The sequence below is a fragment of the Arthrobacter sp. TMS2-4 genome (genome assembly GCF_054511075.1).
Genome location: NZ_JBTNDI010000019.1, coordinates 1 through 26,768, shown reverse-complemented (window position 1 = coordinate 26,768; position 26,768 = coordinate 1). Strand labels below are relative to the sequence as shown.

Genomic DNA, 26,768 nt, shown 5'->3' with positions numbered 1-26,768 from the left:
CCTGTCCTTCATCGACGTCGGCCTGCCGGACCCATGACCGTACCGATTCCGTTCCGTACCCGAGCTGCGATGCGACCCGGTGAACTGTCCCGTGCTCGGTCCCGAGCTCTGCCCGCAAGGTCCGCACCATCCGGACCGCTGCGGCTTTCTCCTCCGGCGAATACCGACGTGCCGTCGGCTTCCCGGCTCCCTGACTTGATGCCATGACTCTATTCTCGTTTCCAAGGTCAGGAGTCTCCATCAAACCCAGGGCGGTTCATACCGAAGGCTGAGTAGGTTTGTTGGATGGGCACCATCCGATATGACCGTACGGACCGGTGTCTTGTCCGCCGACCAGGACGCTTCTGACCTTGAGTACTTCCCCTACACGGGGGTTGGCTTCTCGTTCTACGAGAACAGCCTGACGCTGGTCGTTCAGACCTATGTTCTTCTTCCTGATCGGTTTCAGAGCGACCAGTACATCGTTGCCCTCATCAGCCCTCTCCTGGAGAGAAAGCGTCTAAGTCTCCTCGACATTGATGCTGACGGCGACGGTCAGGGTAACTGGATGCTGACGCTGAGAATGGGTTTCAACACTCGCTTACGCAGTCTCTTCGATCTGTACTCCGATGCGCTCCTCGTAAAGGCCCTGCTGGAAGCATCGTCCGGCGACGTCACGCACGAGACGGTCTCAGAGCTGATCCGCGGAGGACATGTTGAAGCACTGCTGGGCCAGCCGGAGGGCGACTGGCTCGAAGTGAAGAGACAGCACGCGGATCTAACAACGGAAGTCGGGAAAATTCGCCTCGCTCAGTGGGTCTCACAGTTCGCAAATGCTCCCGACGGCGGGGTCGTGGTGCTCGGGCTCACTACAAAAAATCAAGGCAGTGGAGACGTGATAACGAAGGTGTCACCCCTTCCTAGTCTCTCTGGAGCTCGGAGGAAGTATGTGCAGGTGATCGACGCGAAGGTCGTCCCACCGATCGAGGATCTTCGGGTCGAAGTAGTCGCTCACGGGGACGGTGATTTGATTTTGATCGAGGTCCCACCGCAAAGCGAGGAGAACAAGCCCTTCCTCGTACATGGAGCAGTCATCGAGGGCAAGGCTCATGGAACCTTCTTCTCAATCGTTCGGCGCCGGCACGACGAGATGGCATCAACACACCCGGCTAACGTGCACGCCAACCTGACAGTCGGCAGAGCTTTCTTGCGAGGAAACAGGCCCCCCTTGCCCCGCGACGCGGCCGACAGAACGGCCAATGACACGAGACGGGACAAGGGAGGGAGGCAAAACTGATCAGCGCTCGATGCCCTCGTCACGACGAGCAGTCTTCGTCCGGAGTACCGCGTCCGAGCGCTGACCAGCTGGGAGCTGCACAAGCGATCCTGGCTGTTTTGGCGTCGGGGTGGCGAGCCGCATATCGCGTCGTAGTTCCTCGAGCTCGGCCGTCAGTACGGTCTGCGCTCCGTCCTCGCCGCGCATCTCGCGGTTGATTCGCTCGACCTCCCACTTCGCCGTTTGTAGCGCGTCGGTGTGCTTGAACGGTTGCTTCAGGGCGTTGGCTGCTTCCCGGTACTCTTGGCGCGCTTCCTCCAGCTGACGCTCACGCTTCACCACCTCATCGGGCAGGCGCGTGACCTGGTTCTCGAGGCGCTGGATCACACCCACGGTCGGGAAGAGAGCGTCATTGCGTTTGAGTTCCACCGCGACGCCAGGCGCGCCCTCGATCGGCAACTCGACGCGGGACGCACCCATCTCAACCATGTTCGCTTGGCCCTGAATAAACCTGATGTCATGGCCATTGATGGAGGCCATCACACCAAGGTCCTTCGACCCCTGGATAGGGGGTCGTCCTGCTGCGTTCCTGTCCGCCCAAGTGCGCAGCGCTTCCACTGCGTCGGCGCGCTTGTCGACGGTCCTACCGTTGATGGTCATGCGGAAGGCATCACCGCCAATGTCGGGCGTTGTGCGTGCGGCGGCTTCCTTCAGTGCGGGCAATTCAGCAGCCAAGGCTTTTCCTCGGACGATGGCGCTGTCTTTGCGTCGGCTGAGCGCTGCCTGGTTGCGGTGCCAGCCGCGCTCGAGGCGCTGCAGGCGGGTCAGTTCCTGGTCGGCTTTGGACTTCTCCAGAATGAGCGGGTTGCCGCTGGAGATGGCTTTGACCTCCGCGAAGGACAGGGTGTTGTCACCGACGTCCTCGATCTCGCGGACGTCGAGGCGGCCGCGCATGATCTGGTCGATGAACTTGCTCTTGCGCTCCAGCGTCTGCCACATGAAGGTGTCGAATGATCCCTTGGTGACCACCTGCGAGATGCCGACCTCGGGGTTCTGATTGCCTTGGCGGATGATGCGGCCGTGACGCTGGGAAACGTCGGCCGGCCGCCATGGTGCGTCGAGGTCGACCAGGTGCACGGCGCGGGCCTGCATGTTCGTACCCGTACCCATCTTCTGTGTCGATCCGATGAGGACGGCGACGTCCCCTGTCCGGCAGGCCTCGAAGAGCCGACCTTTCTCGGCGTCGTTCTTTGCCTCGTGCGCGAAGCGCACCTTGTGCTCGGGCACGCCTCGCTGTACCAGGTCCTCGCGCAGCTGCCCGTACACGTTCCACTTGTCTGAGGGAGTGCCGAGGTCGCAGAACACGATCTGCAGGGCGCCCGGCGTCGGGTGCGCATCTTTCGTCTCCGGGTCGAGGTAGACGCGGTCCTTGGTCTCCTCGTACACCTTGGCCACGAGGTCCGCCGTCGCACTGATCTTCGTGGCTCCGACGAGGGCGTCCAGCTCCGGGTCGACCAGGCGCATGTCGAGGGCGGCCTTGCGTCCGTCGCTGGAAATCTTCAGCATGTTGTCCTCGGTTGGATCGACCAAACGTGCCTGGATCTTCTCGGCGCGGTCCGCGATGTACGCGATGTACGCCTCGAGCTCGATGGACGGCTCAACGGTGACCATGCGGGGCAGGCGCCTGCCGTCCTCGCGTTCCTCAATGTCGGGCACGGGCAGCTGCAAGTCCTCGGCGGTCTTCACGTCCGCGAAGGTGTGGAACATCTTCAGCAGCTCGGGCACATTCTGGAACTTCGAGAACCGTTCCTTCATCTTGAAACTGTCGCCGCCGGCGACAGTCATCTCCATCTCGGTGACAACCTGACCGAAGGTCGCAGCCCACGTGTCGAAGTCGTTGATACCGGCCTTCTCCAACAGGTCAGGGCGCAGGTAGCGCTGCATCACGTACATCTCGGTGACACTGTTGGCGATCGGCGTAGCGGTCGCACCGGTGATCACCCTGTCACCGTGGGTGTCGCGGAGGTACTCGACCTTGGAGTGGAGGTCTGAGGCGCGGTTGGAGCCGTCGATCGCGGCGTCCTGAATGTTTGAAGCGGTCGAGAGGTTCTTGAAGTCGTGCAGCTCGTCCACGATGAGGTAGTCGATCCCGGTCTGCTCGAAGGTCAGCCCTGGGTCGATGGGGTGTTCGAGGAGGCGTTTAATCTTCTCCTCCTGAGCTTGCAGCCGGCTCTCGAGCTTCTTGACGCTCATCGCCTTACCGCCACTTGCGAGTGCACGCTCCTTCGCGGCCAGAATCTCCTGGCGCATGCGCTCAACCTCGCGGCCGCGGTACTGCGATTCCGATTCGGTCGACAACGGAATCCGCTCGAACGCGGTACGGGTCATGATGACTGCATCCCAGTCATTCGCGGCCGCCCGTGCAACGAACTGTCGGCGCTTGTCGCCGGCAAGGTCCGCCGACGACGCGGCAAGAATCTGCGCCTGGGGGTAGATCTGCAACCACTCGCGGGCGAACTGGTCGAGCATGTGGTTTGGCACCACGACAGCAGGTTTCCGTGCCATGCCCAGTCGCCGCAGCTCCATCGACCCCATGACCATCTCGGCGGTCTTACCCGCCCCGACCTCGTGGAAGAGCCCCACGGATGGCTCGGAAATCATGCGCGCCACGGCGGCGCGCTGGTGCGGCCGAGGGTGCCAGTCCTTGACGAGCCCGGGCAGGGTGAGGCGTTCACCTTCGACGGTGTAGTCGCGCAGCACAAGCGAGTTGAACCTACGGTTGTATTCGTCGGTGAGGGCGATGGCGCGGTCTGCGTCCTCCCACACCCACTCCCCGAAACGGTCCTGCATCAGCTGGGCCTTCTCCTGCGCTGATGCCGTCTCGACAGGGTTAAGGATGCGGCGCTGGCTCTCCGGGTCGGGGTCCGGGTCGGTGACCTGGACTCTGCGTTGCTCGAGCAGGCACTTGAAGATTTCGCCCGCCGGCATCCGCTCGGTACCCCAGTCGTTGCGCACGGTGAAGCTTTGCCTGTTCGCCTGGACGTCCCAGTTCGCGCCGGTCACCCGGTCCACGCGTGCCTGCCGATCCCGCGTAATGGTTTGCAGGAACTCCTGGTGGACGTCGGCTGAGATCCAGATGGACCCGATACGGGCCTCAATCTCATCAGCGCCCAACGGCAGGGGCATAACTGCCTTCAGGTCCTCGACGTTGCGGAGGAATCGCTCATCCTCGGCCGCGGCGACGGTGGCGATGTCGAGCTTTTCCCGAATGTTGCCGCTGAGGTACTCGGCTCGCGTTTCCATGACCCCGGGCTCACCGGGAATGTCGTAGACCAGCTCTCCCAGTGCGTCCCTGGCGGCTACTGGGTCGACGCCGAGCAGATTGGCTATCTCGGTGAGGTCGACTTCACCTCGGGTGTCGAGGGTGACGGCAAGGGCCTCAGCCGGGGTGTCGACACCTCGAATGGGTTGGCGCGGCTGGACCTGGCGGCCGCGCTGCAGTGCTGCCGGGGTTGCTGTCTGGCTGACTTCATCGAACCGCTCCAGAGCAGGGACGATCGGGCCGAAGGGGTCGCTGCGCAGCAGCGCCACCGCTTTCGGCGTCACCCTGGCCATGATGTCCTCGCCGACGTCGTTGACCTTGCCGGTGCGGCGCTCAGTGAACCGGTTGATCGGGCCGAAGGAATCCACGTAGGTGCGGTAGGACTCGCGCAGGTTAGCGCGTTCGGCGTCGAGTTCCGGGGTGTCCTCCACGTTGCTCGCCTCGAGGGTGAGCACGGAACGGGCGAGGTCGCGGAGCCGTAGCAGGGACCGTAGTTCGCGTGCCTGGGTCGCGGGGACTTTCAACGGGGCGATTGATCCATCGATGTCGACCTGCCGGAAGGTGCCGTCCGGCTCGGACATGATGTGCCCGACTTGGAGCTGCTTACCTGCAGGGACGATCGCTACAGACTCGATGACCCGCCCGGCCTGACGCTCTGCCACTCCCCTGCCGGCACCGACGGCGATCAGGGCAAGGTCCTGCAACTGGTTGTGCAGCTGCTCCGGCACGGAGCGCAGGTCCTCGTTGCGCACGGTGAGCGTCGCTGACCCGTACATGCCGTTACCCACCACGGGCTCACCCAGCACCCGCTGCGGGTTCTCAATGAAGTAGGCGTTCATCCGAGCCACGTCCTGGCTCGCGTCGACCTCGGCGTCCTGGTTGTCACCCAAGGACAGGACGCGCGACTCCAGCCACCGTGCGCTCAGTGGTTCTTCGCCCGGGAGTCTCTTGCGGAAGATCAGGACGTCGGTGAGGGCGTCGGTGCCAGCGGCGCGACGGTGTGCACCGGTCGGCAGGCGGACCGCGCCGAGCAAGTCGGCTGTCTCGTGGATTTCACGGCGGGCTGCCGGGTTCTGGGCGTCCATGGTGAACGCGGACGAGATGACGCTGACGACGCCACCGGGTCGGGTGAGGTCGAGGGACTTGATGATGAAGTGGTTGTGCATCGAGTGGTTGCCCGCGTTGTGGCGTGGGTCGTGCAGCCTGGTCTTGGCGAACGGGACGTTGCCGACGGCTGCGTCGAAGTAACCGGTAGGCAGGCGCGTGTCAGCGAAGGACTCGGCGCGAATGTCGGCCTCCGGGTAGAGGGCTTGGGAGATGCCCGCGGTAATCGGGTCCAGCTCCACACCGGTCATGGTCACGGTCTCGGGCGCAAGACCGATGAAGGTGCCAGCACCTGATCCCGGTTCGAGCACGCGGCCACCGGTGAAGCCCAGAGTGTTCAGGGTCTGCCAGAGTTCCGTGGCGAGGGCGGGGTCGGTGTAGTGGGCGTTGATGACGGTCCGGTTCGCGGCCCGGTACTCGCTCTCGCTCAACAGCTCGCTCAGCTCGGCGCGGTCAGCTTCATACTCGGCCCGGGTCTCATCGAACACCTCGGCCACACCTGTGGCGCCCCAGCTCCCCCACCGTGCCAGCACAGAACGCTCCTGTGCTGTGGCTCCGCGGTCCTGGTCCTGTAGCTCGCGCAGGACGCGCAGCGCAGCAACGTTGGCTTGGAATCGTGCGCGGGCACCGGACGGTGCAAGGTCCTCCTGGCGTACCGGAATGAAACGCGAATCAGCTTCAGCTGAAGAAACTACCTCTGGTAGTTCTGATCCATCTCCTGATTCCGGTAGGCGTCCAGCAACTCCCTCTGTGTCTGTGCGATCTCCTTGAACGCTTCCCGGAGTTCCCTCCGCTGGCGATCCACCTCGTCCTCCTCCGTCTCGTCGTCGCCCTCCGTCTCCATCACGTCGGGCGTCAACATCTCCGCCCGAACTATCTCCTCGGCCTGCATCCTCGAGGCGTTCAACCGGCCCACCTTCTGCAGGTACGTCTCGCCCTCCGGATCCGGTCCCGCGATCTGGTACTGCAACTCCCCTACCTGGTTCATCGCTTCCTCCCCCAGCTTCCGGAACCATTCCTCCGGGTCCGGAATCAGGGCGTACTGCGACGGCGCGGTCATCTTCCACGTCTCCTGCGCGAACTTGCCGTACTTGTTCATCGAGAACCTCCTCTGGTGGTGCGAAAAGAAATGCGTCTAGGTCGAGAGTTGCTTGTCCATCAATCTGGTTGCGCTTGCGCGATCGCGCCATCGGGGTCCCCCTGGTGCCGGTGGAATACTGCCCCAACCGTATCTAGCGCCCGACCGATCATCAGGAAGGATTCACGGACATAAGCCTCAGTCCTCTAACCACCACTGGTTTGACCCTTGTAGGCGGCACCAGCGAGACCATCGGTGCGCAGTGCGCGAATGATTGTGGAGCGGTGAACCTTGAACTTCTTGGCGATGGCTTCGACAGTCCACTTTTCCTCCCTGAGCCGTCGCGCTTCCACGACGTCGTGGGGTTGGAGGCGCGGCGGTCGACCGCCCTTCCCCGTTGCGACGGCGAGGCCGGCCTTCGTCCGCTCCCGGATCAGCTCGCGTTCCATCTCCGCGACGCTGGCGATGATGTTGAACATCAGCCGGCCTGAAGCCGTGGTGGTGTCGATGCCCTCACCGAGGGATCGGAACATGACGCCCCGCTCATGCAGTGAGTCCAGGAGTTCCACAAGTCCGCGAACCGTGCGGCCGAGCCGGTCGAGCTTGGTCACCACAAGCGTGTTGCCTGGCTGCAGTGCCCGCAGGCAACTCTCCAGCTCGGGGCGGGTCATCGTCGCGCCGGACTTCCCGCGATCCGCGTAGACGTCATAGCAACCGGCATCAACAAGCTGGCGGGTTTGCGCCTCGAGATTCTGGTCAGTGGTGGACACGCGGGCGTATCCAATCAGGACGCCATCCGGCACCAACCGCGGCTCCTCGACGCCTTCAAGGCGTTCCGGTCGATCCATGTGTCCTCCCCCAATCCGGAGGGTCGCAGAATCCGTCTCACCCTCGCGTTATGACAGTACACGTTTCGCACATGCTTAGAGAGACAAAGTTCGGGGCAGTTTGAGTGTGGCTTCGTTCGCTTGGTGGCGGGGTTTTTGCAGCGCTCCGTGGCGGTCTTGTTGCCGCGATCACGCAGGACTGGCTGCAGGTAGGTGTCGCGGTCTGAACCGAGAGGGGTGCGCCCGGTCGGGGCCGTTTGGATCGCTGCCGCTACGTCAGAGTCCGAAGGCTCCGCCGCTGACGAGGATCACGATGCCGAGGCCGATGAGAACGATGGGGAAGAGGATGTGCTCCCAGCGTTCGAGCACTTCGGCGATCGGGGGGCGGGTGGCGACGAACTTTGCCAGGGCCACCAGGACCGCGACGAGCGCGAGGAAGACGATGCAGTAGGCGACTACTGCGAGAGGTTCCACGCTGAGGAAGACAGGGGTGTAGACGCCGATGTTGTCGCCGCCGTTGGCAAGGGTGACGCCTGCGACTGTCCACACGCCGACCTTCTTGCCGGCAACCTTGGCCTCGTCGTCATCGTCATCATCGTCTCCGCGCCAGGCCTGCCATGCGGCCCAGAGGCCGAGGCCCAGAGGGATGAGACCGAAGTACGGGATGGCTGCCGAGGGCAGGAATGCTCCGGCACCGATGGTCACCAGGACCGCGGCACCGAGGATGCCGGCGAATCCGAGGTACTGGCCGGCCAGAATGCGGGCGGTAGTGCCGCGCTGGCCTGCCCCTCGCGCGAAGAAGAGGGAGAGCACGATGATGTCGTCGATGTTGGTCGCTGCGAACAGGCCCATCGCCTGCAAGACCGAGGTGAGGATCATGCGCCCTCCCCAGCTGCGTCGCATCCGGGAAGCGAGCAGGCGGGATCGATGCACGGGGCGTCTTCGTCCACTGCCAGGGTGGCATCGACCAGTGCCGTCAGCGCCTGCGCCAGGTGCGAATCGGCGATCTCATATCGTGTCCGACGACCCTCGGGCTCGGAGACGACGATCCCGCAATCGCGCAGGCATGCCAGGTGGTTGGACACGTTCGGGCGTGTCAGGTCCAGATCTCGGGCCAGTTCCGCCGGGTAAGCGGGATGGTCGAGCAGGGTCAAGATGATCCGGGATCGAGTGGGGTCGGCCAGTGCACGACCCAGGCGGTTCATCACGTCGAGACGCGAAGCAATAGTCAGCATGGACTGAACTATACAGCGCGCACTGAACACTCGGTCACAGGCGTCAGCCCAGATCGCATGCCCGTAAGGGGATCCTCAAAGGCCCAGTTGCTGGCGATTCACGAATAGTCCTTCGCTTACACCCGTGAGGGACGACGTGTTCCGCACTCATGTGAGAGGGTCTTCCCGTGACTATTGACAGCACGTCTACCGCTCACAGGAACGCAGCACCTCCCCGCTTTGCGGATCCCCGACGAACGGGAACCCTCATCGGGTTGGTCGGGGCGTGCGTTTTCGTGTTCTCCTATACGCCAGGGTTCACCGATGCGTGGTCGGTCGCAGCGCGCATCCTCACCCTTGTTTTCGTGAGTGCAACTCTTTGGTTCCTCTTCGCCGCCCCACGCTTCCTCGGCCCCTTCGTTCCGCCGCGCGGCTGGCACATCGGCGTGTACGTTTTCTGCGTGGTCATAGAGTTCGCGCTGATAGCCGCTGGTGGTCGGTGGCTTGAATCGGTGGGAGAACTGGAGCTCAGGCCGGCGTTGATCGCTCTCGTCGTCGGTCTGCATTTCCTGCCGTTCGCTTGGGCCTTCAAAGAACGCATGTTCTACACACTCGGCGGGTTCCTCGTGCTCATCGGTAGTGCCGGTCTTCTCATCGCCACCGAGACCAGCGCTCTCCAAGCGGCTGTCGGATCCGGACTGGCCATGTCGTTCATTCTGCTCATCTACAGCCTCGGCCTCTTCGCTTCCCGGCGAACGAATGTGAGCACCTGATGCCTCTTGCAAAAACGTGTCCTAGGAGGATCGCTATACGGGGAGGGCTCTGTAATTAGCGAGGCGTTGTAATCACTGAGAAGTGGAGGTTGAAGACGCCACGCGTGACGGCTTCAGCTGTTTCTTCTACCGTTTGCTCAGTTGTGTCGAGGACGTGGCTTTCATAACTGCCTAGGTCTGTGAACTGGTCGTAGAGCGAGAGAATCGGCGCCTCTTCTACCAGGGCATCGGGTGCGTTGCGTTGCTGAGCACGAGTGAGCGATACAGCTCGGGAGGGGCGGAGCACTACGTAGTGCAGGGCTACTTCCAAATGCTCTTGCGCCACTTGTTGGTAATGGTCGAGCATCCACGGCCCTACAACACCGTCGACTACTACCGTGTACCCGCCATCCGCAAAAGTAAAAGCCGTGGCAGCCAGTGCGCGGACGACCGTCTGGTTTTGAGAATCGGAGTCCGGTAAGTAGGGCGCAATGTGCCCCGAGACGATGTACCGCCAGAAATCGTCTGTATGCAGATGCACTGCTTTGGGGTACGTGGCAGCAACGGTTCGGGCTGTCGTCGATTTGCCCGCACCCGGCGGCCCTGACAGGACGATCACCATGTTCTGCATACCTCGAACCTAACCGACCAGGTGATGGAACGGGCGCTGGCTCGGTTCGGGAACAGTTATGCCGCATCGGTACCTGTCAGCGCATTGCTTGTGCGGACGGTCGTTACGGAAGTTCTACTGCTGTCAGCAGTGTGCGGATGGGCGGAAGCTTGGTTCGCGCTGCGCTGCTGGCTTCGTCGACAATGACGACCACGGCGGCAAGTTCTGCTCCGCAGGTGCTTATGAGTTGGGACGCCGCGAAGGCCTGGCTGCCTGTCTCGATCCAATCATCGATGAGCACCACTCGCTGGGAACGCTCGAAGTGGTCCCTTCTGGCCAAGAGGGTCCTGGTATTACCTCGATAGTCTGCGTCGGTGACCTGCTGAACCGTGTCGCCGGGAAACAAGCTTCCGTCCTTCCGGATAGGAGTGAATCCCACGCCAAGAGCGACAGCGACTGCAGGAGCGAGGGCGAACCCACGTGATTCGATACCGACAATGACGTCTGGGCTTTCCTCGCGGGCAAGCTGCGCGAGCCCGCGCACGATCGTGCCAAGTGAATCAGCGTCTCGAAGCATGGTCCAGGTGTCGGCATGCCCGTCTATCCAACAGAAGTGCTTAAGAGCAAGCTGCCGAGCCACCGTGATATCCATCCCGCCTGTCATGAAGTCACTGTATCGACCGAGATCCTCGATCAGCCGACCGTCCGTATGCCGATCCTCCACCGTGTCGTGCGTCGTTCAGAGTGCAGCTAGTGACGATCGGTACCGCAACTCGGTTAGGACGGACTCGCGCATCTCTTGTTCCTTAGTAGTTCCGTCATTGGTCATGCCGGTCCGCTCGTAGAAGCGACGACCGCGGCCATTTGTCTCGAGGACCCAGACGGTAAGTTCGGTGTGTCCGCTATTGCGTAGCTGATTGAGTGCGGCGTTCCATAGCCGACGTCCGACTCCAGTACCAACATGGTCCTGATTCAGGTACAGGGCAGTCACTTCTCCAGTTCGCGTGCTGGCGTCATCGTCACGACTGGTATCCGCGTGGGCGAAACCAACGATGTCCGAGCCGGCCACGGCGACCCAGGGACGCGGAAGCATTTCCTCGTGCACCATTTGATTCCAACTTGCAGCTCTCCGATCAACGTCGAGGCCGTCGAGAATAACGTCAGGTAGAAGTCCGCGGTAGGCCCAACGCCATGCCTGCACGTGTACCTGCGCGAGTGCTTGTATGTCCTGGTCTGCGGTCGGACGGATCTCGATGTTCGTCATGTGCATAGTCAACAGGGCTAGAGGCGCCCGGTGGAGCGTCCTTCATGCGGCGGCAAGTCCATTCGCCCTAGCTAGTCAGCTTTCGCTGCAACGAAGGTTCCAGTCTCCATCGGGGCGGCGAGATTCTCGGACTGGCCCGCCACAATGCGGTTACCTGGTTCTGGTCGGCGTTCGTATCCGCTCCAGTAAGAGGCGTACTCCGACTCAAATCCCTCTACGAACCGCAGCATCTCATTCGGAGGCGCGAAGAGCGCCCCGTGAATCAGGTACTGCGAGCTGGTTAGTCCCGGCAAACCTAACCAGCTGTAAGAAGACGGGGTCGAGAACTGAATCTGCTTGCCGCTTGATTCCATCGTAATATTCGAGCGACCCCAGGCGTTGGTCTGACTCTTAGCCATGAGATATGTCGTTCGGACGCCGCCTATCTGTTCAAGTCGATCGAGTGCGCGGCGTGATCGATCGAGAGCTTCTCTCAGCTCGTCCAAGGATGGCGTTTCTTGTTTAGCGTGGAGAAGGCCGTTTCGCGCTGTCATGATTCCTGAGTCGTTAAGATCGGAAGATACTTGACCCAGTACCTGGATGAATTTTACCTGGGATTCGGCGGTAAGGTCCAGAAAAGGAACAAAATGACTAAAAGGAAACTTCTGGAGTTGAGTTTTGTCGTGAAACTTCGGAAATGAAGACTCGGTCCTTCTGAATCTATCCTCCTTAGCTCTAAGATCCTCCAAATGCTTGGATAGGCGTGAAAATCCTTGAACAATCTGGCTAAGATTTGAATCCAACCTAAGATCGTTATCAGAATTCCTACGGTTTCCCTCGGGGAGCTGGTTGAGGGTTCGAATCGTGAATTGCGTCGCGGCATCTGGATAAAAAACATAGGACTGTTCTGACGTGTGATGATCATTCAACAGGGACCAAGTAAGGAACGTCAATGAATCCATGATGAATTTTTCAAGATTCACGAAGTAGTTGGACGACAGCCCCCGCAATCGTTCTTCGTTCAGTCCGAGACTTGATTCTGCTGTTCTGACAAAACTCTCAAGTTTCTCGTGGTTTCGCCAGTAGTCATCGCGAACATCAAGTCGTCGGCCAAGTGGAAACCCCAACTTCCACAAAAGTGCATCAATGACCTGATTGTCGGGTTGATCAAGTGGAACCTTGAGTTCTCTTCCAGCGTGTTCGGCGTTTTTTTTGCTCGCGAGTACCAATTTTTCTAGGATGAGACGCGGCTCGGAGACCCTCAAGAATTCCTCGAGCCGAGCCTCAGTTGTGTCACCGGGGGTGTCCCGCAGGAGCCATGCCAGCTCCTCGATCTCAGGGGCAGAGTCGCTGTTGAAGAGACCTCGGCTAAGAGCAGAGAGGCGAAGCAGTGGAAGCTGGCGACCGCCTCCAGTGAAACGCACACCATGCTTGCTCAACTGCGCACCGAGCCGCCAGGCTCCAGAGCGGCGCTGTGCGTTCACCTTCGGGCGTCGGATCTCCCCTGCCGGGATTTTGACCACATTATCTCTGACACAAGAATCTACAAGCTTAGCCAATTCGTCGTCGGATTCGGTGAACAGCAATTGCAGCATCTGCGCTCTATCTAAATGCTTGACATGGGATTGGGTAAGACCAGCAATGCCGACTCCTTTTGCGGCCGAAATGGTGCGCCCGGCAGTGAGCTTAGGTGAGCTCTGCAAGAGGGCTCTAAGTTCCCCATCGCTGAATCCGTCGCCTAGTAACTCAGGAATCGTTGAAGAGTTGTTTACCTCATAGCCATTGAGAATGTCCGCCGTGATATCGGACATAAACCCGTTCCACTCCGAAGGCTCATCAGAGATCTGGTCTAGGATTTTATTTAGAGCACGCCTGTTCCGATTCACTCCTGCGTCATAACTTGTGGAGAGTTGAACTCGGTGGATGCTAGGGCATGAATGATCTGAACAGTGCTGCATTGGAACAGTAGTTGTCGCGTACCGAAGGCGAAGGTGGCTGCACTTAATTAAACCGAAAGGCCCTATAAGGTACTTGCCTGCTTGGAAGACGCCCTGCGGTAGATCTTTGAGGAGCTTGAGTGTGTCGTCGTGGCGCAGATAGTCGCGTTCTTCGGTGAAGAGTTCAGCCGCGCGGTCGTATAGGTCTCGTCCGTAGATTAAGGGATAGGAAAGCGCTTTCGACTTGATCTCATTCGAGATGGCAAGTTCCAATTTGTCGAAGTCAAGGTTCATCACGTCGACTAGGGGGTCGATGTGAACCAATCCCAGCAAGGTTAGGACATTCGCTTCCTTGACATTGACTTGTTCTTTAGTGATTAGTTGATCTCGAACTTTACGACCTGAAGCAGATAGCGTGATTGCCCCATTTAGTTCGTCGGATACCTTATAGTTTGACTCTATAATGCAGTCCCGGAGCAGGGACACGAGGTCCGACAAGTCAAGGTAGCGGTCCCGCCAGGTCTTATCAGCGTATCGTTCTGCAAGTTCTAGACGCTTAAGTGGTTTGACCGCCAAAATAATTCCCCTTTTTGCCACTGAGTTCGCAAGTGCTGTTCTAAATCAGACGATGACGGTCAGTGGATAGTTTGTGGTTGCAGACTACTAGATAGGAGCTTGGCTGGTAGTCCGGTATCCGTCCTGCCTCGGCTTGGTGTTTGAGATTTAACAGCGGGCGATCGGTGCCCGTAAGCCGGTCGTTCACTGTTCCTGCTGAGACCTCGAGGGCTGGCCAGTGCCGCCAGGTCGGGGGAGCGGGCGTATGACCGGGACGATGAAAACGGGCGCTGAGCTACCTCAAGTGAAACGGCGACTTGGGTGCGCTGCCGGTCGTGGCTGTCTATCGACCACCGCTGTTGTGGGCGAACAGTCTCCGTCGCCATCACTCGGTGGTGGGTTTCCTGTCGGCGTGCGAAAACGACCGATTGTGGTGGTCTGGTTAGGCTTGGGCCATGCAGATCGCTCCGTTCACTACCGAGTACCGGGAGACCCTTCTAGCCCTGTCGCTCCGTGCTTGGGAACCAGTATTTCCGCTACTAGAACCGGCTGTCCCCGCTTTCGTCTACGAGTCGTTCTATCCGCGGGGTTGGCGAGAGCGGCAGTCCGAGGATCTGGCAATGACTCTCGATGGTGAACCGGAGAACATCGACGTCGTGTTTGTGGACGGATCGCCCGCAGGGTGGGTCTGCACAAGACTTCACCCGGAAGACAACATGGGCGAGGTGTACGTACTCGCCGTCGACCCTCAGCACCAGGGCAAAGGTCTTGGTCGTGTGCTTCTGCAGCACTCAATCGAACGAGCGCGGTCGAGCGGCATGCGAATGATCATGGTCGAGACCGGTGATGATCCGGGCCACGCAGCGGCGCGACACCTATATGAGAGAAGTGAGTTTGAGCGGTGGCCTGTCGCCCGCTACTTCAAGGAGATTATCTAGCACGCCTTTGTAGTCTCCTGAGTCCAAGACCTCTGTCTCGGCCGCCGGTGAATGGTGTGTGCACAAACGACCGTTTAAGAGCCAGTTTTTTTTGTCATTTCTCGAAGTCCTCTGCACTGCAAGCAGCGGGATCCCGGCTTCCGTGCAGGCGAGTGTGAGCATCTGGTTCTCGTACTCGCCTGCACCAGCCTGTGAGTCGCAACGGTAAATGACCGCTTGGACGACCCGTATGCCTAGGGGAGCGCTGAGCTGCACCGTGACCTAGAGGAAGTCAGGCTCATCCAGGTGAAAGGTTCTGGGTCGTAGCCGGCACCGAGAGCAAGCTGTCGTAGGGGGTGACTGTAGGAATGTCCCTGGTATCGGCGGGCAGACTCTCAACAAGGGCACGCAACGTACTCTCCCCGTCAGGATCAGCCTCCGGCTTCTGACCGGATCCGGCGCGGAGGTAGGCGTACACGGTTTCGCGGCTGATGCCGTACTCACGGGCCAATACCGCCTTAGGTACGCCGGCGGCGGCCTTCTCGCACAGTTCGATAGCCCTCTCCGGGCTCAGGGACCGGGAACGTCCCTTATAGGTGCCACGCACTTTCGCCAGGGCTATTCCTTCTCGCTGGCGTTCGCGGATCAGGGAGCGTTCGAACTCAGCGAATGCGCCCATGACGTTCAGCAGCAGGGTCGCCATCGCATTGTCGTCCCCTGTGAACGTGAGCTTCTCGTGCACGAACTCGATCCGGACGCCTTTTGTGGTCAGTCGTCGCACGATGCTGCGTAGGTCCTCGAGGTTGCGGGCGAGCCGGTCCATCGAATGAACGACCACGGTGTCGCCGTCACGAACGAAATCGAGCAGGTCCTCCAGGGCGGGTCGGTTCTGGTCCTTACCCGACGCATGATCGGTGTACTTCCGGTCGAGGGCGACTCCATCGAGCTGACGGAGCGTCGTCTGGTCAAGACTGCTCACCCTGATGTAGCCAACTCGCTGCCCAGTCACCCAAATACCCCTCATCTGTCAGCTTTGACTCTAAGACCTGCGACAACTACTGTCCACAAATATAAAAAAGGAGCCTAATCTGACAGTTTACGCCACAGCGTCTGACGTCCGGTATGGGTGTACCCCAGATCGACAGCAACCCCGCCACCCAGGGCAAAAAAGTTCGCCTCTCTCGTGAAAGTTCACAGCCTCGGGGGGATGTCTTTGAAGTAGCGCGCGATGTGCCACCGCTCGATGACCTGCTCCTGGACGTGGTCCGCGTGCCGGGATTCGTGAATCCCTTCCTGAGCCCGTCATCGGCTGCGAGACACGCACAGGCAGTGGACTCCTACCCGGGGCCCCAATTAGACCAACCACAACCACAAGGTCACTTCCGATGGGTGAAGCGCGGCATCACCTCAGTACTGCAGTGTGAAGCTGTCGTGACCTCTCGGACTACCCGTTGATATGAGAAACGGAGGCCGTCGAAACGGCGGCGAGTATCAGAAGCCCCTTCTTTCCTGCGTCGGGGTCAGGGTCAGGGTCAGGGTCGAGGACGTGGAGGGGTACCGGGTGCAGGCAAGCAGGATTATCAGATGAGGGACGTTACGGTGTTCCTTCTTGAAGATCATGAGCTGGTCCGGTTGGGACTACGAGAGCTGTTGGAAACGCACGGATGCGTGATTATCGGCGAGACCGGGTCCGCCGGAAGCCACACGCCTGATTCCGCTCCTGGCACCTGATGTTTCCATCCTGGATGTGCGGCTGCCCGATGGTACGGGGATCGAGGTGTGCCGGGATGTGCACTCCATCGACCCGTCCCTATGCTGTGTCATCCTGACCAGTTACGACGATGACGTGGCGGTACGCGGTGCGGTGGTGGCCGGGGCTTCGGGGTACATCCTGAAGGAGATCCGTAACTTCGATCTGGTCGGGAAAGTCCGTCGGGCCGCTGCGGGAGAGTCTTTGTTCGAGCCGGGGATGAGGGAGCGCATCATCGCCGGGCTGCATGAGGCGCCGGGGGACGATGGGCGACTTACCCGCCTGACGACGCAGCAGAGAAGAGTTTTGACGCTGGTTGGGGAGGGCCTGTCGAACCGGCAGATCGCCGTTGAATTGTTGCTGGCCGAGAAGACCGTCAAGAATCACGTGTCCTCGATCCTGGCGAAACTGGGCTTTCAGCGTCGATCCCAGGCCGCCGTCTACATCGCCACCGTCATCGACTTCTCACCGGCCGCTAGGCAATGAGCCCGTCCGGTAAACGGTGGGGGCCGGGTGTCGGGGTTATCAGGTGGTGTCGTTGATGAGCCACCAGATGCCGTCCAGGGTGTATCCGCGGTGCTGGGTTCGGCTGGCGGTATGGGCGTGGTCGGCTCGCATGGCGACACCCGTGTAGGCCCAGTCCTCGATGGTGGCCTGGCTGTCGGCGGCGTAGCGGGCCCACAGTGCGTCGTGCCTGTCGCGGGGGAGCCGGATGATGGCCCCGTACGGGCCGCGGAAGTCGTCCTGGGGTCCCTCGAAGCGGATCGTCAGGTAACCGTATCCGGCCTGGACGGACTCCAGGCGTAGTCCGCTCATCCGAGGGCATTTCGCGAATGCGTCCTTCGCGGCCCGGACGTAGTCCTCGGGCTCCGGGCCGGGCTCCGGGCCGGGCCCCGGGCTGGTCTGTGGGCCGAGCTGCGGGTCTGGTTCTTCCATACCGATCAGTGTCGCTCACCGCTTGATCCGGGGTAGGAACCGACCCGAGGATTTGCTCCCGGCCGGCCGTAACTGTAGGAAGGAGAGCCTCATCATCTGTCAGGCCAAGGGCGTGCCCGAAGGCACATGGTGGCCGGGGGCCTTAGTCGAGGTTGGTTTCGCTCCATAATGGGTGCATGGGGATGGATCAAGTACATCGCAGGGTACGACGCCGGATCTCGGGGATCTCGGGGATGTCAGGGATTTCGGGGTGGTTGGGGGTGCATCGGGCCGCTGTCCCGGCACTGGTGGTGCTGCTGGTAATTGTCGTGGCGTGGACTGTTGGTGCCTATGGCGGGCTCGGGTATCTGCAGGACGCATCCTCACCGATGGCGATCCTGGGCGGTCTGTACCTGATGCTGGCGGGGATGGGCGTATCCGTTGTCATCGCTGTCGTCGCTGTGCACTATCTCATCGGTCACTTCTCACAGTTTAGGGAGCCTCTGGACCGTCCTTGAACAGGGGGTGCCGGTATCTGCAGGTGACATCGGTTCGTCGTGAGGTAGTGGCTGACGGGGCCCGCCTGAGGGGTTGGTCGAAGAAGCGCGCGGATGGGCCCGTTGGCAGGGTCGGTAGGGTCGGTTGGGTCGGTGGGTGTTGATAGGCTCGGAGCTGTCTGTCGGGATGAGGTCAAGCAGCTGGCCCCGCTCAAGGTTTGTACGATGATCGGCACCCGTTTTCATGTCTCGTCCCAGGCTTCCGCGTCCTTCGCCTGATCCTGCTGCAGCACACACTTCTCAGGGATCCTCCAGTGGCAGGCGTGGCACGCCACCGGGCGGTGCGGTCCCCCTCGCTAATCGTCCGCCACCATCTGGTACCCCAGCTCCTTCACGGAGGCCAGGACCTCAGAGGGCTCCGGTATCCGACAACGCCGCATTAGAGGGGCCTAGGCCCCTCCTGGATCAGGTGGGTGCCTTCGCGTACATCATCGACACGGCGATGCTGACCTGGGATGAGGGGATGTACGCGATCCACGGGTATGAGCCTGGGGACATCGTGCCGACCCTCGAACTTGGGTTCGCGCACGTGGGGCCCGCCTACCGCGAGCAGGCTCGGGCACTAGGAGATGAGGCCCTGACCGCCGGCGGAGCGATTGCTTGGTACTACACGCTGATCGATGCGCGCACCCGGCCCCGGCGGGTCCTTGCGATCATCGACCCGCTCGTCGAGGACGGCAAGGTTCGCGGGATGCGGGGATTCCTGATCGATATCACCGCCCCCGTGCGTGATGAGACGGCGATCGCCGCTAATACTGCGGTGGCCCGTTCCGCCGAGAAACGAGCGGTCATCGAGCAGGCCAAAGGAATGCTCATGGTCACCCAGGCCATCAGTGCGGATGAAGCCTTTGCCCGGCTTAGCCAGTACAGCCAGCGCGTCAACCGGAAGATCAGCCTGCTCGCCCAGGACATCCTGGACGCCACAGCAGATCCCCTGATCCTGCGGACCCTCACCCGATCAATCTGCGCGGGCCCAGACAACAACCCGTGAACCCGGTGACCGCCCGACAGCGGGTAATAGTCGGTGGCAACTTTCTGGTCATACTATTTTCCGGCCGGGTTCTGACCATGGGACGGCGGTCTATGGTCAACTAGTAAGTGCACTTACCGTTCCGGTCAAGAAGCCGGCCGGAGTGAGTGCCCCAATGGTGCCCGGGCCCGCTGTGAGGGTGCCCGGGCACCTTCGCGGGCCACGTCATCGCGTCTTTATGTCGGTGGCTTCGCTTGGCTCGGCTTCTTATGTCCGGCTGTTCCGGATGCGGATACTTCGAAACGTTTGCTGACGTGAGTCAGGGTCGGGCTAGAGGTGCCGGTGACACAGTGCGGTCGTCGTCGGCTGCGTCGCCCCCCGATGCGGTGATGACGGCAATCAGAAAGGGCCGGAGCGCGTTCAGGGCCGCATGCAACCGATCATCATGTAACTGATCATCGTGCAGCTGATCATCGCCTGACACGCCGCTGATCTCATCATGTCCGGGTGCCTCACGATCCCGGGGGCAAGCATGGTTCCCGTGCTTTACAGGACGAGCCCGACGACGGCGACCGTTGTGGTCCGCGTGGTCCGCGTGGTCTGTCTGGTCTGTTTGGTCTGCAGTCGCTGTCAGGTGGCGGGCGGCGGCGAGGACCAAGCGTCCCCGGTTGGTGATGTCAACCGTGAGGTAGTTGCGGTGCCCGCTGGGGTACCGCGTGACCCACCCGTACTGTTCGAACCGGCTCAGGAGATGTCCGATGGTTTGCGGTCGCACATACAGCAAGTGGGCCAGACGGGCTTGTTCCATCGCGCCGCGGCGTTCCAGGTCTTCCAATGCGTACAAACCCGTGGGGGTCAACCCGATGTGCTGCAGGGCGGTGGTGTCCCGGGTGCTGAGCTTCCGCGCCGCGACCACCAACACATGACTCGTCTCGAGCGAGATCATGATCCGAATACCAACCCTAGGCGAATTGTCGATCGTCGCACCGCTGAGGACCGGACCACAAACGGGCGGACCACGAACTAGTGACCCACGTGCGGGCGGACCACGAACTGGTGACCCGCGTGCGGCCGGACCACGAACTGGTGACCCGCGTGCGGTTGAACTTCGTACACGGGATTTCCGTCCTTTCTGCCGTGTATCTTGTGGTTACCCGGCCGTTCCATGCTCGAGTTGACGGCGAGTTGACGGCGAGTTGACGGCGAGTTGACGGCACGTTGCCGGCACGTTGACGGCACGTTGACGGTAGGTCGCCGGTTCGAGGCCGACTGTGCTCCCGTGGGCCGGTAGCGGTCGCAAAGGACTTTTCGCATGAAGGACTGTGCGCGCAAAGAGCGGTCCTGGGCGTGACGGGGCTGGGCCGGGTATGAAGGATGCGGGCAGGGCACGAACGTACCCTGCCCGCATCGCCGGTAGGGTGCCGGCGGGTGGGTCAGATGCGGTGCGCGCCGTCGGGCTTGCCGGGGCTGCGCTGACTGGTCTGGCCGGCTTGGTTCTTTGCCTGCTGGGCCTTGTTCTTCAGCTGCTGACCGGCTGAGGGTGCGGCATCGGCGTGGGCCTTGATTTTCGGTGCTTCTTCCTCGGCCTTGTTCAGGTAGCCTTCCCACCGTCGGGACATCGGGCCGATGAGTCCGCCGCCGACACCGACAACGATCACACCCACGATGGCGGCTAAAACAGCGATCAGGATGGGGGTGGTCACCGTGGTGGCGATCTCAACCTGGTTCAGGGCGGCGATGATGCCGATGCCGAGGATGAAGACGCTGGCGATATTGGCAAGGACCTTGCCGTAGGACAGGCCACCGAGCGCGTTCTGGATGAGGGACTTCACGGCCGCGGCGATGGCCGCTGCGATGACGACGATGACGATCGCGACGATGACCTTCGGCAGGAACGCGATGATACCCGCGAGTAGGTCGCTGACCGGGTTGGGCCCGAAGACACCGAACGCGAACTGAAGGACGAATAGGACCAGGAAGTAGTAGACGATTTTCGAGACGATGTCGCTGGCATCGAGGGTGGACTGGGCGAGGGCCTTCTTCACGCCGCCGCGCTCCACGGCACGGTCGAAGCCGACCTTCTCCAGGAGCTTGTCCAGGGCCTTCGCGATGACCTTCGCGATGATCAGGCCAACGATCAGGATGACGAGGAACAGGACGAGCTTTGGCACGAACTCCACCACCGTCGCCAAACCGGTTCTGAGTGTTTCTTCCATAAGGTACTCCTTCAAAGAATGGGTGCTACGGGACGTGGTGCATACGACGCCGCCACATAAGGGATCTCCGTACGAGGGCCATCGTGTGAGGCGTACCGGGCGATCACGTCATCGGTCATCATGACAAGCTAAGTGCAAGGCTACTTATTATCAGCCTGCTTAGATAGTGTAGGCGTACGGAGTGCACGGCAAGCAGGCTCCTCCAGCTGACGTCCGTGCAGTACGGGATGTCCGCGCAGGACTTCAGCCTGATCTTGATCAGCGCCGTACCGCGACGCCTTCGCTAAACCATTTTCGACAAGGGAGCTCTACATGATTTCGCAGAACGATATTGACGTCATCCTCTCCGGGCGTAGCACCGTCCTGGACACCCAGGGCGCGAAGATCGGCTCGGCCGGTCAGGTGTATCTGGATGATCAGACCGGTGAGCCGAGCTGGGTAACTGTCAAGACGGGCCTGTTCGGCACCTCTGAGTCGTTCGTGCCCCTGCAGAACGCGAGCCTCGCCGGGGACGATGTGTCCGTCGCGTACACCAAGGACCAGGTCAAGGACGCACCGCGGATCGAGGCCGACGGCAATCTCAGCCCCGAGGAGGAGGACCGCCTTTACCGCCACTACGGCCTCACCAACCCTTCCGGGCAGGGCACTGCAGACAACACCGCCGGTACCACCACGGGCATGACCGGCACCGGGCGCACCGACCGGTCGGAGGCACGGGGCACGGTCGGGCGCGACACGTCCGGTCCGACGACCGATGATGCGATGACCCGCTCCGAGGAGCAGCTCCACGTGGGCAAGGAGCGCCGCGAGGTCGGGAAGGCACGTCTGCGCAAGTACGTGGTGACCGAGAACGTGACCAAGACCGTCCCGGTCCAGCACGAAGAAGTCCGTGTCACGCGCGAGCCGATCACCGACGCCAACCGCGGTGATGCCCTGGACGGGCCGGCGATCAGCGAGGAAGAGCACGAAGTCGTCCTCCACGAAGAGCGCGTTGTCGTGGACAAGGAAGCCGTCGCCGTCGAGCGGGTCCGTCTGGACACGGAGACCGTCACCGAGCAGCAGGAAGTCTCTGACACTGTTCGCAAGGAACAGATCGAGATCCTCGACGACACCACCAATAACCCCGGCACGAAGAACAAGCGCTAACGGAGAGCACGCGTTAACGGAGAGCACGCGCTAACACCGCACGCTCGACCATCAAGAAGGCCCGTACGGTCCCTGCGCCAGCAGGACCGTACGGGCCTTTTCTATGCTGGTGCTGGTGCTGCTGCTGATGTTTGTCGGGATGTGCGGTTAGGAGCCGTAGTTCTCGAAGATGAGATCCTCGGTCGACTTATCCCACTGCATCGCGCTGGCGTGCTGGATGAGGCGGGCCACCGTGGATGCTTCATCGGCAGGAACTACGAGGAGGTGCTCTTCCACCCCGTCATCGAGGGTGAGTTCGAAGGTGTAGGAACCGGGTTGGTTCTCTCCGGTCGTGCTGCGGACCACATCGACACTGGTGACCCGACGGATATTCTTTCCCTGGCCTGCTGGCATGCGCTGTTCCTTTCATGATCGCCACCGTGATCATTGTTGCGGTGGCGGGAGTGGATAGCTGCTGCTACGGGTGACACCTCGCGCCGGCGGTGCGTTCGCGAAGACCACCGGCACCCCCGCAACACTCTCAACGCTACTGATTGATCAGTAGGCTGACTAGTTCTCAGGGCGGGTTGACTCCCGATGCGGCAGACCCGTCGAGGCGGACACGGCGGGTTAGGGGTGTGCTTCCGCGGCGGGATTACTCGTGGCCGGATCACCCGTGGTTGGATCATCTGTGGTCGGGTCCTGGGTATCGGGGTCCAGGCTGTGGTGTCTGGGCGCGACCAGGGATCGTTCCGTGAGCAGGGTCGGGTTGATCTCGGGCAGCTCCGGCAGCACCGGTTCGCCCGCCTCGTTCTCGGGGAGCGTGCTGGGGCCGTGGCCTTGTTCGTCCATGAGGGTGTGGGTTTCGGCGAGCAGGATCGCTTCATCGGTGATGAGGTGATCGGATTCGGCGTTCCAGGCTTTGATCCCGGCCCAGGCCACTGCGGTGAGCGGCACGGCGAGGATCGCACCGATGATCCCGGCGAGAACTGTGCCGGCCGTCAGGGCGACCAGGATCACCAGGGGGTGCACGCTGAGGGTGTGGCCCATGACGACTGGCTGCAGGAAGTTTCCCTCGAGCTGATTGACGAGGATCACGACGCCGAGGACGATCAGGGCGGTGACCGGCCCGTTGGTTACCAGCGCCACCACGGTGGCCAGGGCCCCGGCCAGTGTTGCCCCGACCAGGGGGATGAATGAGCCGATGAAGACGATGATCGCCAGCGGCAGGGCCAGCGGGACCTGCAGGATGACCAGGGCCGCACCGATGAAGAACGCATCGACGGCGGCGATGATCGCGGTGCCGCGTACGTACCCGCCGAGGACGGACAGTGCCTGATCCCCGACCCGGCGTGCCTTGACCAGGCGCACATCCCGAAAGAACCTGAGGATGAACGCCCAGATCTTCTCCCCGTCCTTGAGGAAGAAGAACAAGATCACCATCATCAGAAGGCTCCCGGTGAGGAAGGTCGTCGCCGCACTGAGCCCGGCCAGCGCCGTCGTGCCGGCCGTGCTGCTCGTCGCCAGCCCCACCACTGCCTGCCGGGCCGCTTGGAGCTGGGCGTCGCTGACAGGGATCGGGCCGTTCTGGAGTGCATCGAGCAGCTGATCAGCGCCCTGCACGGCCTTCAGGACCAGAAGATCCGTCTGACCGATGACCGCAACAACGACACCGGAGCTCACCACGCCGACCCCGATCAACAGGCACGTGAACGCCGTGGCCGTCGCCACCGAACTGGAGCATCCCTTGCGCCGCAGCCAGGACACGAACGGGCCGATCGCCGAAGCCAGAATCAGCGCCAGCAACAACGGGATGATCACCAGGCGCACCTGAATCAGCGCGAACACCAGCACCGTGCCCAGGAGCATGACCAGCAGAACCTGAAGAGACCGGCCCGCGGCCCGCCCCAAAGCCCCCTCCCAGAGGAACGACCCGGAACCCCGGTTCAGGGTGCCACTCTGCACCATAAATGACCCCACGAACCTATCCCTTCACCCGGCCGACCAGCAGCACGCAAGTGGCCCCTACGAGAGGGGAATCAGGTGTGCTGGGCCGACTGCACCCAGAAATAACAGTAGGCTTACTATCGTGGCGGTACCAAGTCCCACCGCGCAAGCAGCACCACCTGCACGCGAGCACCCGCACGGAGCGCACCCAATGGAACAGCGCACAAGCTGCTACGGGCCATCCGCGGGTGCCACCACGCACAAGGAGGACCTCAGTGGCGCTCCGCATCCTGCGCGTCAATGCCAGATGCTGCCCATGGTCGTGCGCGAAGAGGTCGGGGCGCCCTTACAACTAGTAAGCATACTTAGCTATGATGGTGGGACTTAGGTGACCTATCAGCTGCCGGAACTCTTCAAGGGGGTTCGTCGAGGCAGCACCATTGACCGTCAAGAAGTGGTGGTTAGACGAAATAGGCACCTTCAACGAAAAGGACTTGTCATGGCGACAGAACACACCTCGGGAGCCAGCACTCCCAGGAACCGGCGCGATGATGTCGTGGCCGCGCAGAAGGAACGCTTCGGCGGCATCAAATTCGGGTCCGCGTTCTTCGGCTGGCTGACCGCGATCGGGTTGACCGTCATCCTCAGCGCCCTCGCAACGGCGATCGGCGCCGGCGTGGGAGCCGCGAACACCAACGGGGCCTCGGACGCCGCGAATCAGGCCACCGAGAACGCCGAAACCATCGGGATCGTCAGCGGGATCGTCCTGGCGGTCATCCTGTTCCTCGCCTACTACTGCGGCGGGTACGTCGCAGGCCGCATGGCGCGCTTCGACGGCGCCAAGCAGGGCCTGGCCGTCTGGTTGTGGGGCATCATCATCGCGATCGTCCTGGCGATCCTCGCCGCGGTGGCTGGAAGCCAGTTCAACGTGCTGTCCACCCTGAACGGTGTCCCGAGCATCCCCGTCGACGGCAGCCTGCTGACCGCCAGCGGACTCATCGCCCTGGCGATCGCCGTCCTCGTCCCGTTGATCGGGGCGATCCTCGGCGGGAAGGCCGGCATGCACTTCCACCGCAAGGTCGACCAGGCCGGCATCGACCACCAGGCCGGCATCGACCAGCAGTATCGTCGCGGGAACTGATGGGACACCCTCACCCACGCGCGGAAGATCATCTGAACGGACCCTTCCTCGCCCTGGACGCCCACGCAACGGGAGGCACCCGATTCCACGACGAAACAGGACATACCGTAGCGTGGGTCAAAGCCGACATTTTCCCGCCCGTGGGAACCACTGTCATCCTCCCCGATGGCAGCACCGTGCACGTAGCGGGTCTGTCCCTGGATCTCAGTAGCGAGGACCAGATCGCCCAGATCTCGGTCCACCTCGGCGCAGCCCCCACTCCGGGCCACCCAACACCGGGACACTCGACAGCGGACCACTCGACAGCGACCCACTCGACGGCGACCCATGTGAGAGCGGGTCTCTCCGACGCTGTTCCGGCAACACGCCTGCCAGCCGCATAAGGGACGAAACCATGCAGAGGGCTGGCCTGGGCGTGCCCACGACATTACGCACCGGCAGCGGAGCCCCTTTATCCTCTGTCCTCCCCGGGACGTCCCGGGCAGGACAGAGGACGCATCTCCTGAGTCGAGGGATGCGCCTCCTGGTGGTGGTGCTACTGGTTCCCGCCTGTACCAGCGAGACCGGAACCCCCGGGCCCGACACCATGAGCCGTGAGCAGATGGTGACGTACCGGACGGGTACGGATGCGCTCTGGTACATCACCATCAGCGGCGCCGGGCACGAGGACATCGACATTGATGCCAAGCGTTGCATCATGGACCCTGCGATTGCCGAATGGTGGCCATCACCGGGCACTCTTTCCTCGGATCTGAGTATTGTGCTGCCGCCCCACGCCACCGAAGACGACGCGCAGAGAATCGTGGGCTGCTTCCAGGAAGAGCTCCCCGAGAACGCACTGACACTCACTCGTCCCGCGAACTAACAAGCCGGAAAGCGTTGACCGATCAACCCATTCCCTGCCCGCTTGCAGGCGACCACCTCAACGACACGCCGGTCACCTGCTTAGCCGGCACCGGCTCCGGTGCTCAAGCAAACCGCCAGACCCGGCAGCACCTCACCGGATATGCCTCAACGAGCACCTACACACCGTCACACGCTCTCCACCAACGCCATCCAGCGCATCTTTACGGGGCAGGCGGGGAAATGGTCAGACCCCGACCGGTTTGATGGTGACCACCAAAACCGGCCGAGGCCTCACCCAACGATAAAAGCATCGCGCTGCTCAGCCAAGCCCAACGCTGAACACGCCCACACAGACAGACACAGAGACGGGACAGGAGGGACTGTCTGAATAACGGTGTGTGAGGGTCCGGCCTGATCCGAGAGGAGATGGCCGTGAACGACTTCACGACCGAAGCATCAGAGGCGATGATCGATCCTGTGACAGGAG

At 61.7% G+C, this 26,768-nt stretch carries 23 protein-coding genes and 2 pseudogenes; 9 read left to right on the top strand and 16 right to left on the bottom strand.

What is annotated here, in order from left to right; translation table 11 throughout:
* Positions 1-205: transposase (locus ACX80F_RS16170; protein ID WP_459337409.1), on the bottom strand; the 205-nt coding region annotated here is incomplete at its 3' end.
* A gap of 117 nt (positions 206-322) precedes the next feature.
* On the opposite strand from ACX80F_RS16170, the gene ACX80F_RS16165 reads away from it, so the two are divergent.
* On the top strand, positions 323-1,276 hold the full coding sequence (locus tag ACX80F_RS16165) for a hypothetical protein (protein ID WP_459337408.1): 954 nt from the start codon (positions 323-325) through the stop codon (positions 1,274-1,276).
* On the opposite strand, the gene ACX80F_RS16160 is transcribed toward ACX80F_RS16165, so the two are convergent.
* The 5 genes from ACX80F_RS16160 to cmtR form a co-directional block, all read right to left on the bottom strand.
* Entirely contained in the window at positions 1,277-6,214 is a 4,938-nt protein-coding gene (locus ACX80F_RS16160; protein WP_459337407.1) for a helicase-related protein, read from the bottom strand. It lies immediately after the preceding gene.
* Between the two features lie 158 nt (positions 6,215-6,372).
* Positions 6,373-6,780 carry a TnpV protein gene (locus ACX80F_RS16155; protein ID WP_459337406.1) on the bottom strand — a complete coding sequence of 136 codons (408 nt, stop codon included), beginning with the start codon at positions 6,778-6,780 and terminating at the stop codon, positions 6,373-6,375.
* Positions 6,781-6,965: 185 nt separating this feature from the next.
* Positions 6,966-7,607, bottom strand: a complete 642-nt coding sequence (locus tag ACX80F_RS16150; RefSeq protein WP_459337405.1) for a recombinase family protein — start codon at positions 7,605-7,607, stop codon at positions 6,966-6,968.
* A 255-nt stretch (positions 7,608-7,862) separates the two neighbouring features.
* Positions 7,863-8,465, bottom strand: a complete 603-nt coding sequence (locus tag ACX80F_RS16145; protein ID WP_016997609.1) for a cadmium resistance transporter — start codon at positions 8,463-8,465, stop codon at positions 7,863-7,865.
* Positions 8,462-8,821, bottom strand: a complete 360-nt coding sequence (gene cmtR, locus ACX80F_RS16140; protein WP_006590980.1) for a Cd(II)/Pb(II)-sensing metalloregulatory transcriptional regulator CmtR — start codon at positions 8,819-8,821, stop codon at positions 8,462-8,464. The genes ACX80F_RS16145 and cmtR overlap by 4 nt, the downstream gene beginning before the upstream one ends.
* A 167-nt stretch (positions 8,822-8,988) precedes the next feature.
* Here cmtR and ACX80F_RS16135 point away from each other — a divergent pair, with 167 nt between their 5' ends.
* The gene (locus ACX80F_RS16135; protein ID WP_459337404.1) at positions 8,989-9,573 is read left to right on the top strand and encodes a DUF7010 family protein; all 585 of its coding nucleotides are present in this window, start codon (positions 8,989-8,991) and stop codon (positions 9,571-9,573) included.
* A 55-nt stretch (positions 9,574-9,628) separates the two neighbouring features.
* On the opposite strand, the gene ACX80F_RS16130 is transcribed toward ACX80F_RS16135, so the two are convergent.
* From ACX80F_RS16130 to ACX80F_RS16115, 4 genes are all read right to left on the bottom strand, one after another.
* Positions 9,629-10,183 (bottom strand): AAA family ATPase, encoded by a 555-nt coding sequence (locus ACX80F_RS16130; RefSeq protein ID WP_459337403.1) that lies wholly within the window; start codon positions 10,181-10,183, stop codon positions 9,629-9,631.
* A 103-nt stretch (positions 10,184-10,286) separates the two neighbouring features.
* The gene (locus ACX80F_RS16125) at positions 10,287-10,826 is read right to left on the bottom strand and encodes a phosphoribosyltransferase family protein (protein ID WP_459337402.1); all 540 of its coding nucleotides are present in this window, start codon (positions 10,824-10,826) and stop codon (positions 10,287-10,289) included.
* A 75-nt stretch (positions 10,827-10,901) separates the two neighbouring features.
* Positions 10,902-11,426: a GNAT family N-acetyltransferase gene (locus tag ACX80F_RS16120; RefSeq protein WP_459337401.1), complete on the bottom strand. Its 525-nt coding sequence runs from the start codon at positions 11,424-11,426 to the stop codon at positions 10,902-10,904.
* A gap of 71 nt (positions 11,427-11,497) precedes the next feature.
* Positions 11,498-13,918, bottom strand: coding sequence for a hypothetical protein (locus ACX80F_RS16115; protein ID WP_459337400.1), 2,421 nt, complete (start codon positions 13,916-13,918; stop codon positions 11,498-11,500).
* 434 nt (positions 13,919-14,352) lie between these two features.
* Here ACX80F_RS16115 and ACX80F_RS16110 point away from each other — a divergent pair, with 434 nt between their 5' ends.
* Complete coding sequence (locus ACX80F_RS16110; RefSeq protein ID WP_459337399.1) at positions 14,353-14,835, top strand: GNAT family N-acetyltransferase; 483 nt, start codon at positions 14,353-14,355, stop codon at positions 14,833-14,835.
* A gap of 439 nt (positions 14,836-15,274) precedes the next feature.
* Here ACX80F_RS16110 and ACX80F_RS16105 read toward each other — a convergent pair.
* Positions 15,275-15,823, bottom strand: a pseudogene (locus ACX80F_RS16105) (recombinase family protein); the annotation flags it as partial.
* Between the two features lie 575 nt (positions 15,824-16,398).
* Here ACX80F_RS16105 and ACX80F_RS16100 point away from each other — a divergent pair.
* A pseudogene (locus tag ACX80F_RS16100) lies at positions 16,399-17,050 on the top strand (response regulator).
* Positions 17,051-17,089: 39 nt separating this feature from the next.
* Here ACX80F_RS16100 and ACX80F_RS16095 read toward each other — a convergent pair.
* On the bottom strand, positions 17,090-17,500 hold the full coding sequence (locus ACX80F_RS16095) for a hypothetical protein (protein WP_459337398.1): 411 nt from the start codon (positions 17,498-17,500) through the stop codon (positions 17,090-17,092).
* A 176-nt stretch (positions 17,501-17,676) separates the two neighbouring features.
* On the opposite strand from ACX80F_RS16095, the gene ACX80F_RS16090 reads away from it, so the two are divergent.
* Positions 17,677-17,997, top strand: a complete 321-nt coding sequence (locus tag ACX80F_RS16090) for a hypothetical protein (RefSeq protein WP_459337397.1) — start codon at positions 17,677-17,679, stop codon at positions 17,995-17,997.
* A gap of 448 nt (positions 17,998-18,445) precedes the next feature.
* Entirely contained in the window at positions 18,446-19,027 is a 582-nt protein-coding gene (locus ACX80F_RS16085; RefSeq protein ID WP_459337396.1) for a PAS and ANTAR domain-containing protein, read from the top strand.
* A 298-nt stretch (positions 19,028-19,325) separates the two neighbouring features.
* Here the strand turns inward: ACX80F_RS16085 and ACX80F_RS16080 are convergent, their stop codons facing one another.
* Positions 19,326-19,952, bottom strand: coding sequence for a MarR family winged helix-turn-helix transcriptional regulator (locus tag ACX80F_RS16080; protein ID WP_459337395.1), 627 nt, complete (start codon positions 19,950-19,952; stop codon positions 19,326-19,328).
* 487 nt (positions 19,953-20,439) lie between these two features.
* Complete coding sequence (locus tag ACX80F_RS16075) at positions 20,440-21,222, bottom strand: membrane protein (RefSeq protein WP_459337394.1); 783 nt, start codon at positions 21,220-21,222, stop codon at positions 20,440-20,442.
* 312 nt (positions 21,223-21,534) lie between these two features.
* Between ACX80F_RS16075 and ACX80F_RS16070 the strand changes: the two genes are divergently transcribed.
* Complete coding sequence (locus ACX80F_RS16070; RefSeq protein ID WP_459279209.1) at positions 21,535-22,368, top strand: YsnF/AvaK domain-containing protein; 834 nt, start codon at positions 21,535-21,537, stop codon at positions 22,366-22,368.
* 147 nt (positions 22,369-22,515) lie between these two features.
* Here the strand turns inward: ACX80F_RS16070 and ACX80F_RS16065 are convergent, their stop codons facing one another.
* Positions 22,516-22,761 carry a hypothetical protein gene (locus tag ACX80F_RS16065; protein ID WP_394253119.1) on the bottom strand — a complete coding sequence of 82 codons (246 nt, stop codon included), beginning with the start codon at positions 22,759-22,761 and terminating at the stop codon, positions 22,516-22,518.
* 216 nt (positions 22,762-22,977) lie between these two features.
* Positions 22,978-24,216: an AI-2E family transporter gene (locus ACX80F_RS16060; RefSeq protein WP_459337393.1), complete on the bottom strand. Its 1,239-nt coding sequence runs from the start codon at positions 24,214-24,216 to the stop codon at positions 22,978-22,980.
* Between the two features lie 577 nt (positions 24,217-24,793).
* Here ACX80F_RS16060 and ACX80F_RS16055 point away from each other — a divergent pair.
* Entirely contained in the window at positions 24,794-25,435 is a 642-nt protein-coding gene (locus ACX80F_RS16055) for a hypothetical protein (protein ID WP_459337392.1), read from the top strand.
* Between the two features lie 514 nt (positions 25,436-25,949).
* A complete protein-coding gene (locus ACX80F_RS16050) occupies positions 25,950-26,300 on the top strand; it encodes a hypothetical protein (RefSeq protein WP_459337391.1) in 351 nt (116 codons plus the stop codon).
* Positions 26,301-26,768: the final 468 nt, after the last annotated feature.

Excerpts from the sequence above, each read along its gene's own strand:
- ACX80F_RS16080 (WP_459337395.1), bottom strand. The coding sequence starts at position 19,952 with ATGATCTCGCTCGAGACGAGTCATGTGTTGGTGGTCGCGGCGCGGAAG.
- cmtR (WP_006590980.1), bottom strand. The coding sequence starts at position 8,821 with ATGCTGACTATTGCTTCGCGTCTCGACGTGATGAACCGCCTGGGTCGT.
- ACX80F_RS16155 (WP_459337406.1), bottom strand. The coding sequence starts at position 6,780 with ATGAACAAGTACGGCAAGTTCGCGCAGGAGACGTGGAAGATGACCGCG.
- ACX80F_RS16145 (WP_016997609.1), bottom strand. The coding sequence starts at position 8,465 with ATGATCCTCACCTCGGTCTTGCAGGCGATGGGCCTGTTCGCAGCGACC.
- ACX80F_RS16150 (WP_459337405.1), bottom strand. The coding sequence starts at position 7,607 with ATGGATCGACCGGAACGCCTTGAAGGCGTCGAGGAGCCGCGGTTGGTG.
- ACX80F_RS16090 (WP_459337397.1), top strand. The coding sequence starts at position 17,677 with ATGGGGATGGATCAAGTACATCGCAGGGTACGACGCCGGATCTCGGGG.
- ACX80F_RS16075 (WP_459337394.1), bottom strand. The coding sequence starts at position 21,222 with ATGGAAGAAACACTCAGAACCGGTTTGGCGACGGTGGTGGAGTTCGTG.
- ACX80F_RS16060 (WP_459337393.1), bottom strand. The coding sequence starts at position 24,216 with ATGCTCCTGGGCACGGTGCTGGTGTTCGCGCTGATTCAGGTGCGCCTG.
- ACX80F_RS16125 (WP_459337402.1), bottom strand. The coding sequence starts at position 10,826 with ATGACAGGCGGGATGGATATCACGGTGGCTCGGCAGCTTGCTCTTAAG.
- ACX80F_RS16095 (WP_459337398.1), bottom strand. The coding sequence starts at position 17,500 with ATGGAAGAACCAGACCCGCAGCTCGGCCCACAGACCAGCCCGGGGCCC.
- ACX80F_RS16130 (WP_459337403.1), bottom strand. The coding sequence starts at position 10,183 with ATGCAGAACATGGTGATCGTCCTGTCAGGGCCGCCGGGTGCGGGCAAA.
- ACX80F_RS16070 (WP_459279209.1), top strand. The coding sequence starts at position 21,535 with ATGATTTCGCAGAACGATATTGACGTCATCCTCTCCGGGCGTAGCACC.
- ACX80F_RS16050 (WP_459337391.1), top strand. The coding sequence starts at position 25,950 with ATGCGCCTCCTGGTGGTGGTGCTACTGGTTCCCGCCTGTACCAGCGAG.
- ACX80F_RS16065 (WP_394253119.1), bottom strand. The coding sequence starts at position 22,761 with ATGCCAGCAGGCCAGGGAAAGAATATCCGTCGGGTCACCAGTGTCGAT.
- ACX80F_RS16120 (WP_459337401.1), bottom strand. The coding sequence starts at position 11,426 with ATGACGAACATCGAGATCCGTCCGACCGCAGACCAGGACATACAAGCA.
- ACX80F_RS16055 (WP_459337392.1), top strand. The coding sequence starts at position 24,794 with ATGGCGACAGAACACACCTCGGGAGCCAGCACTCCCAGGAACCGGCGC.
- ACX80F_RS16110 (WP_459337399.1), top strand. The coding sequence starts at position 14,353 with ATGCAGATCGCTCCGTTCACTACCGAGTACCGGGAGACCCTTCTAGCC.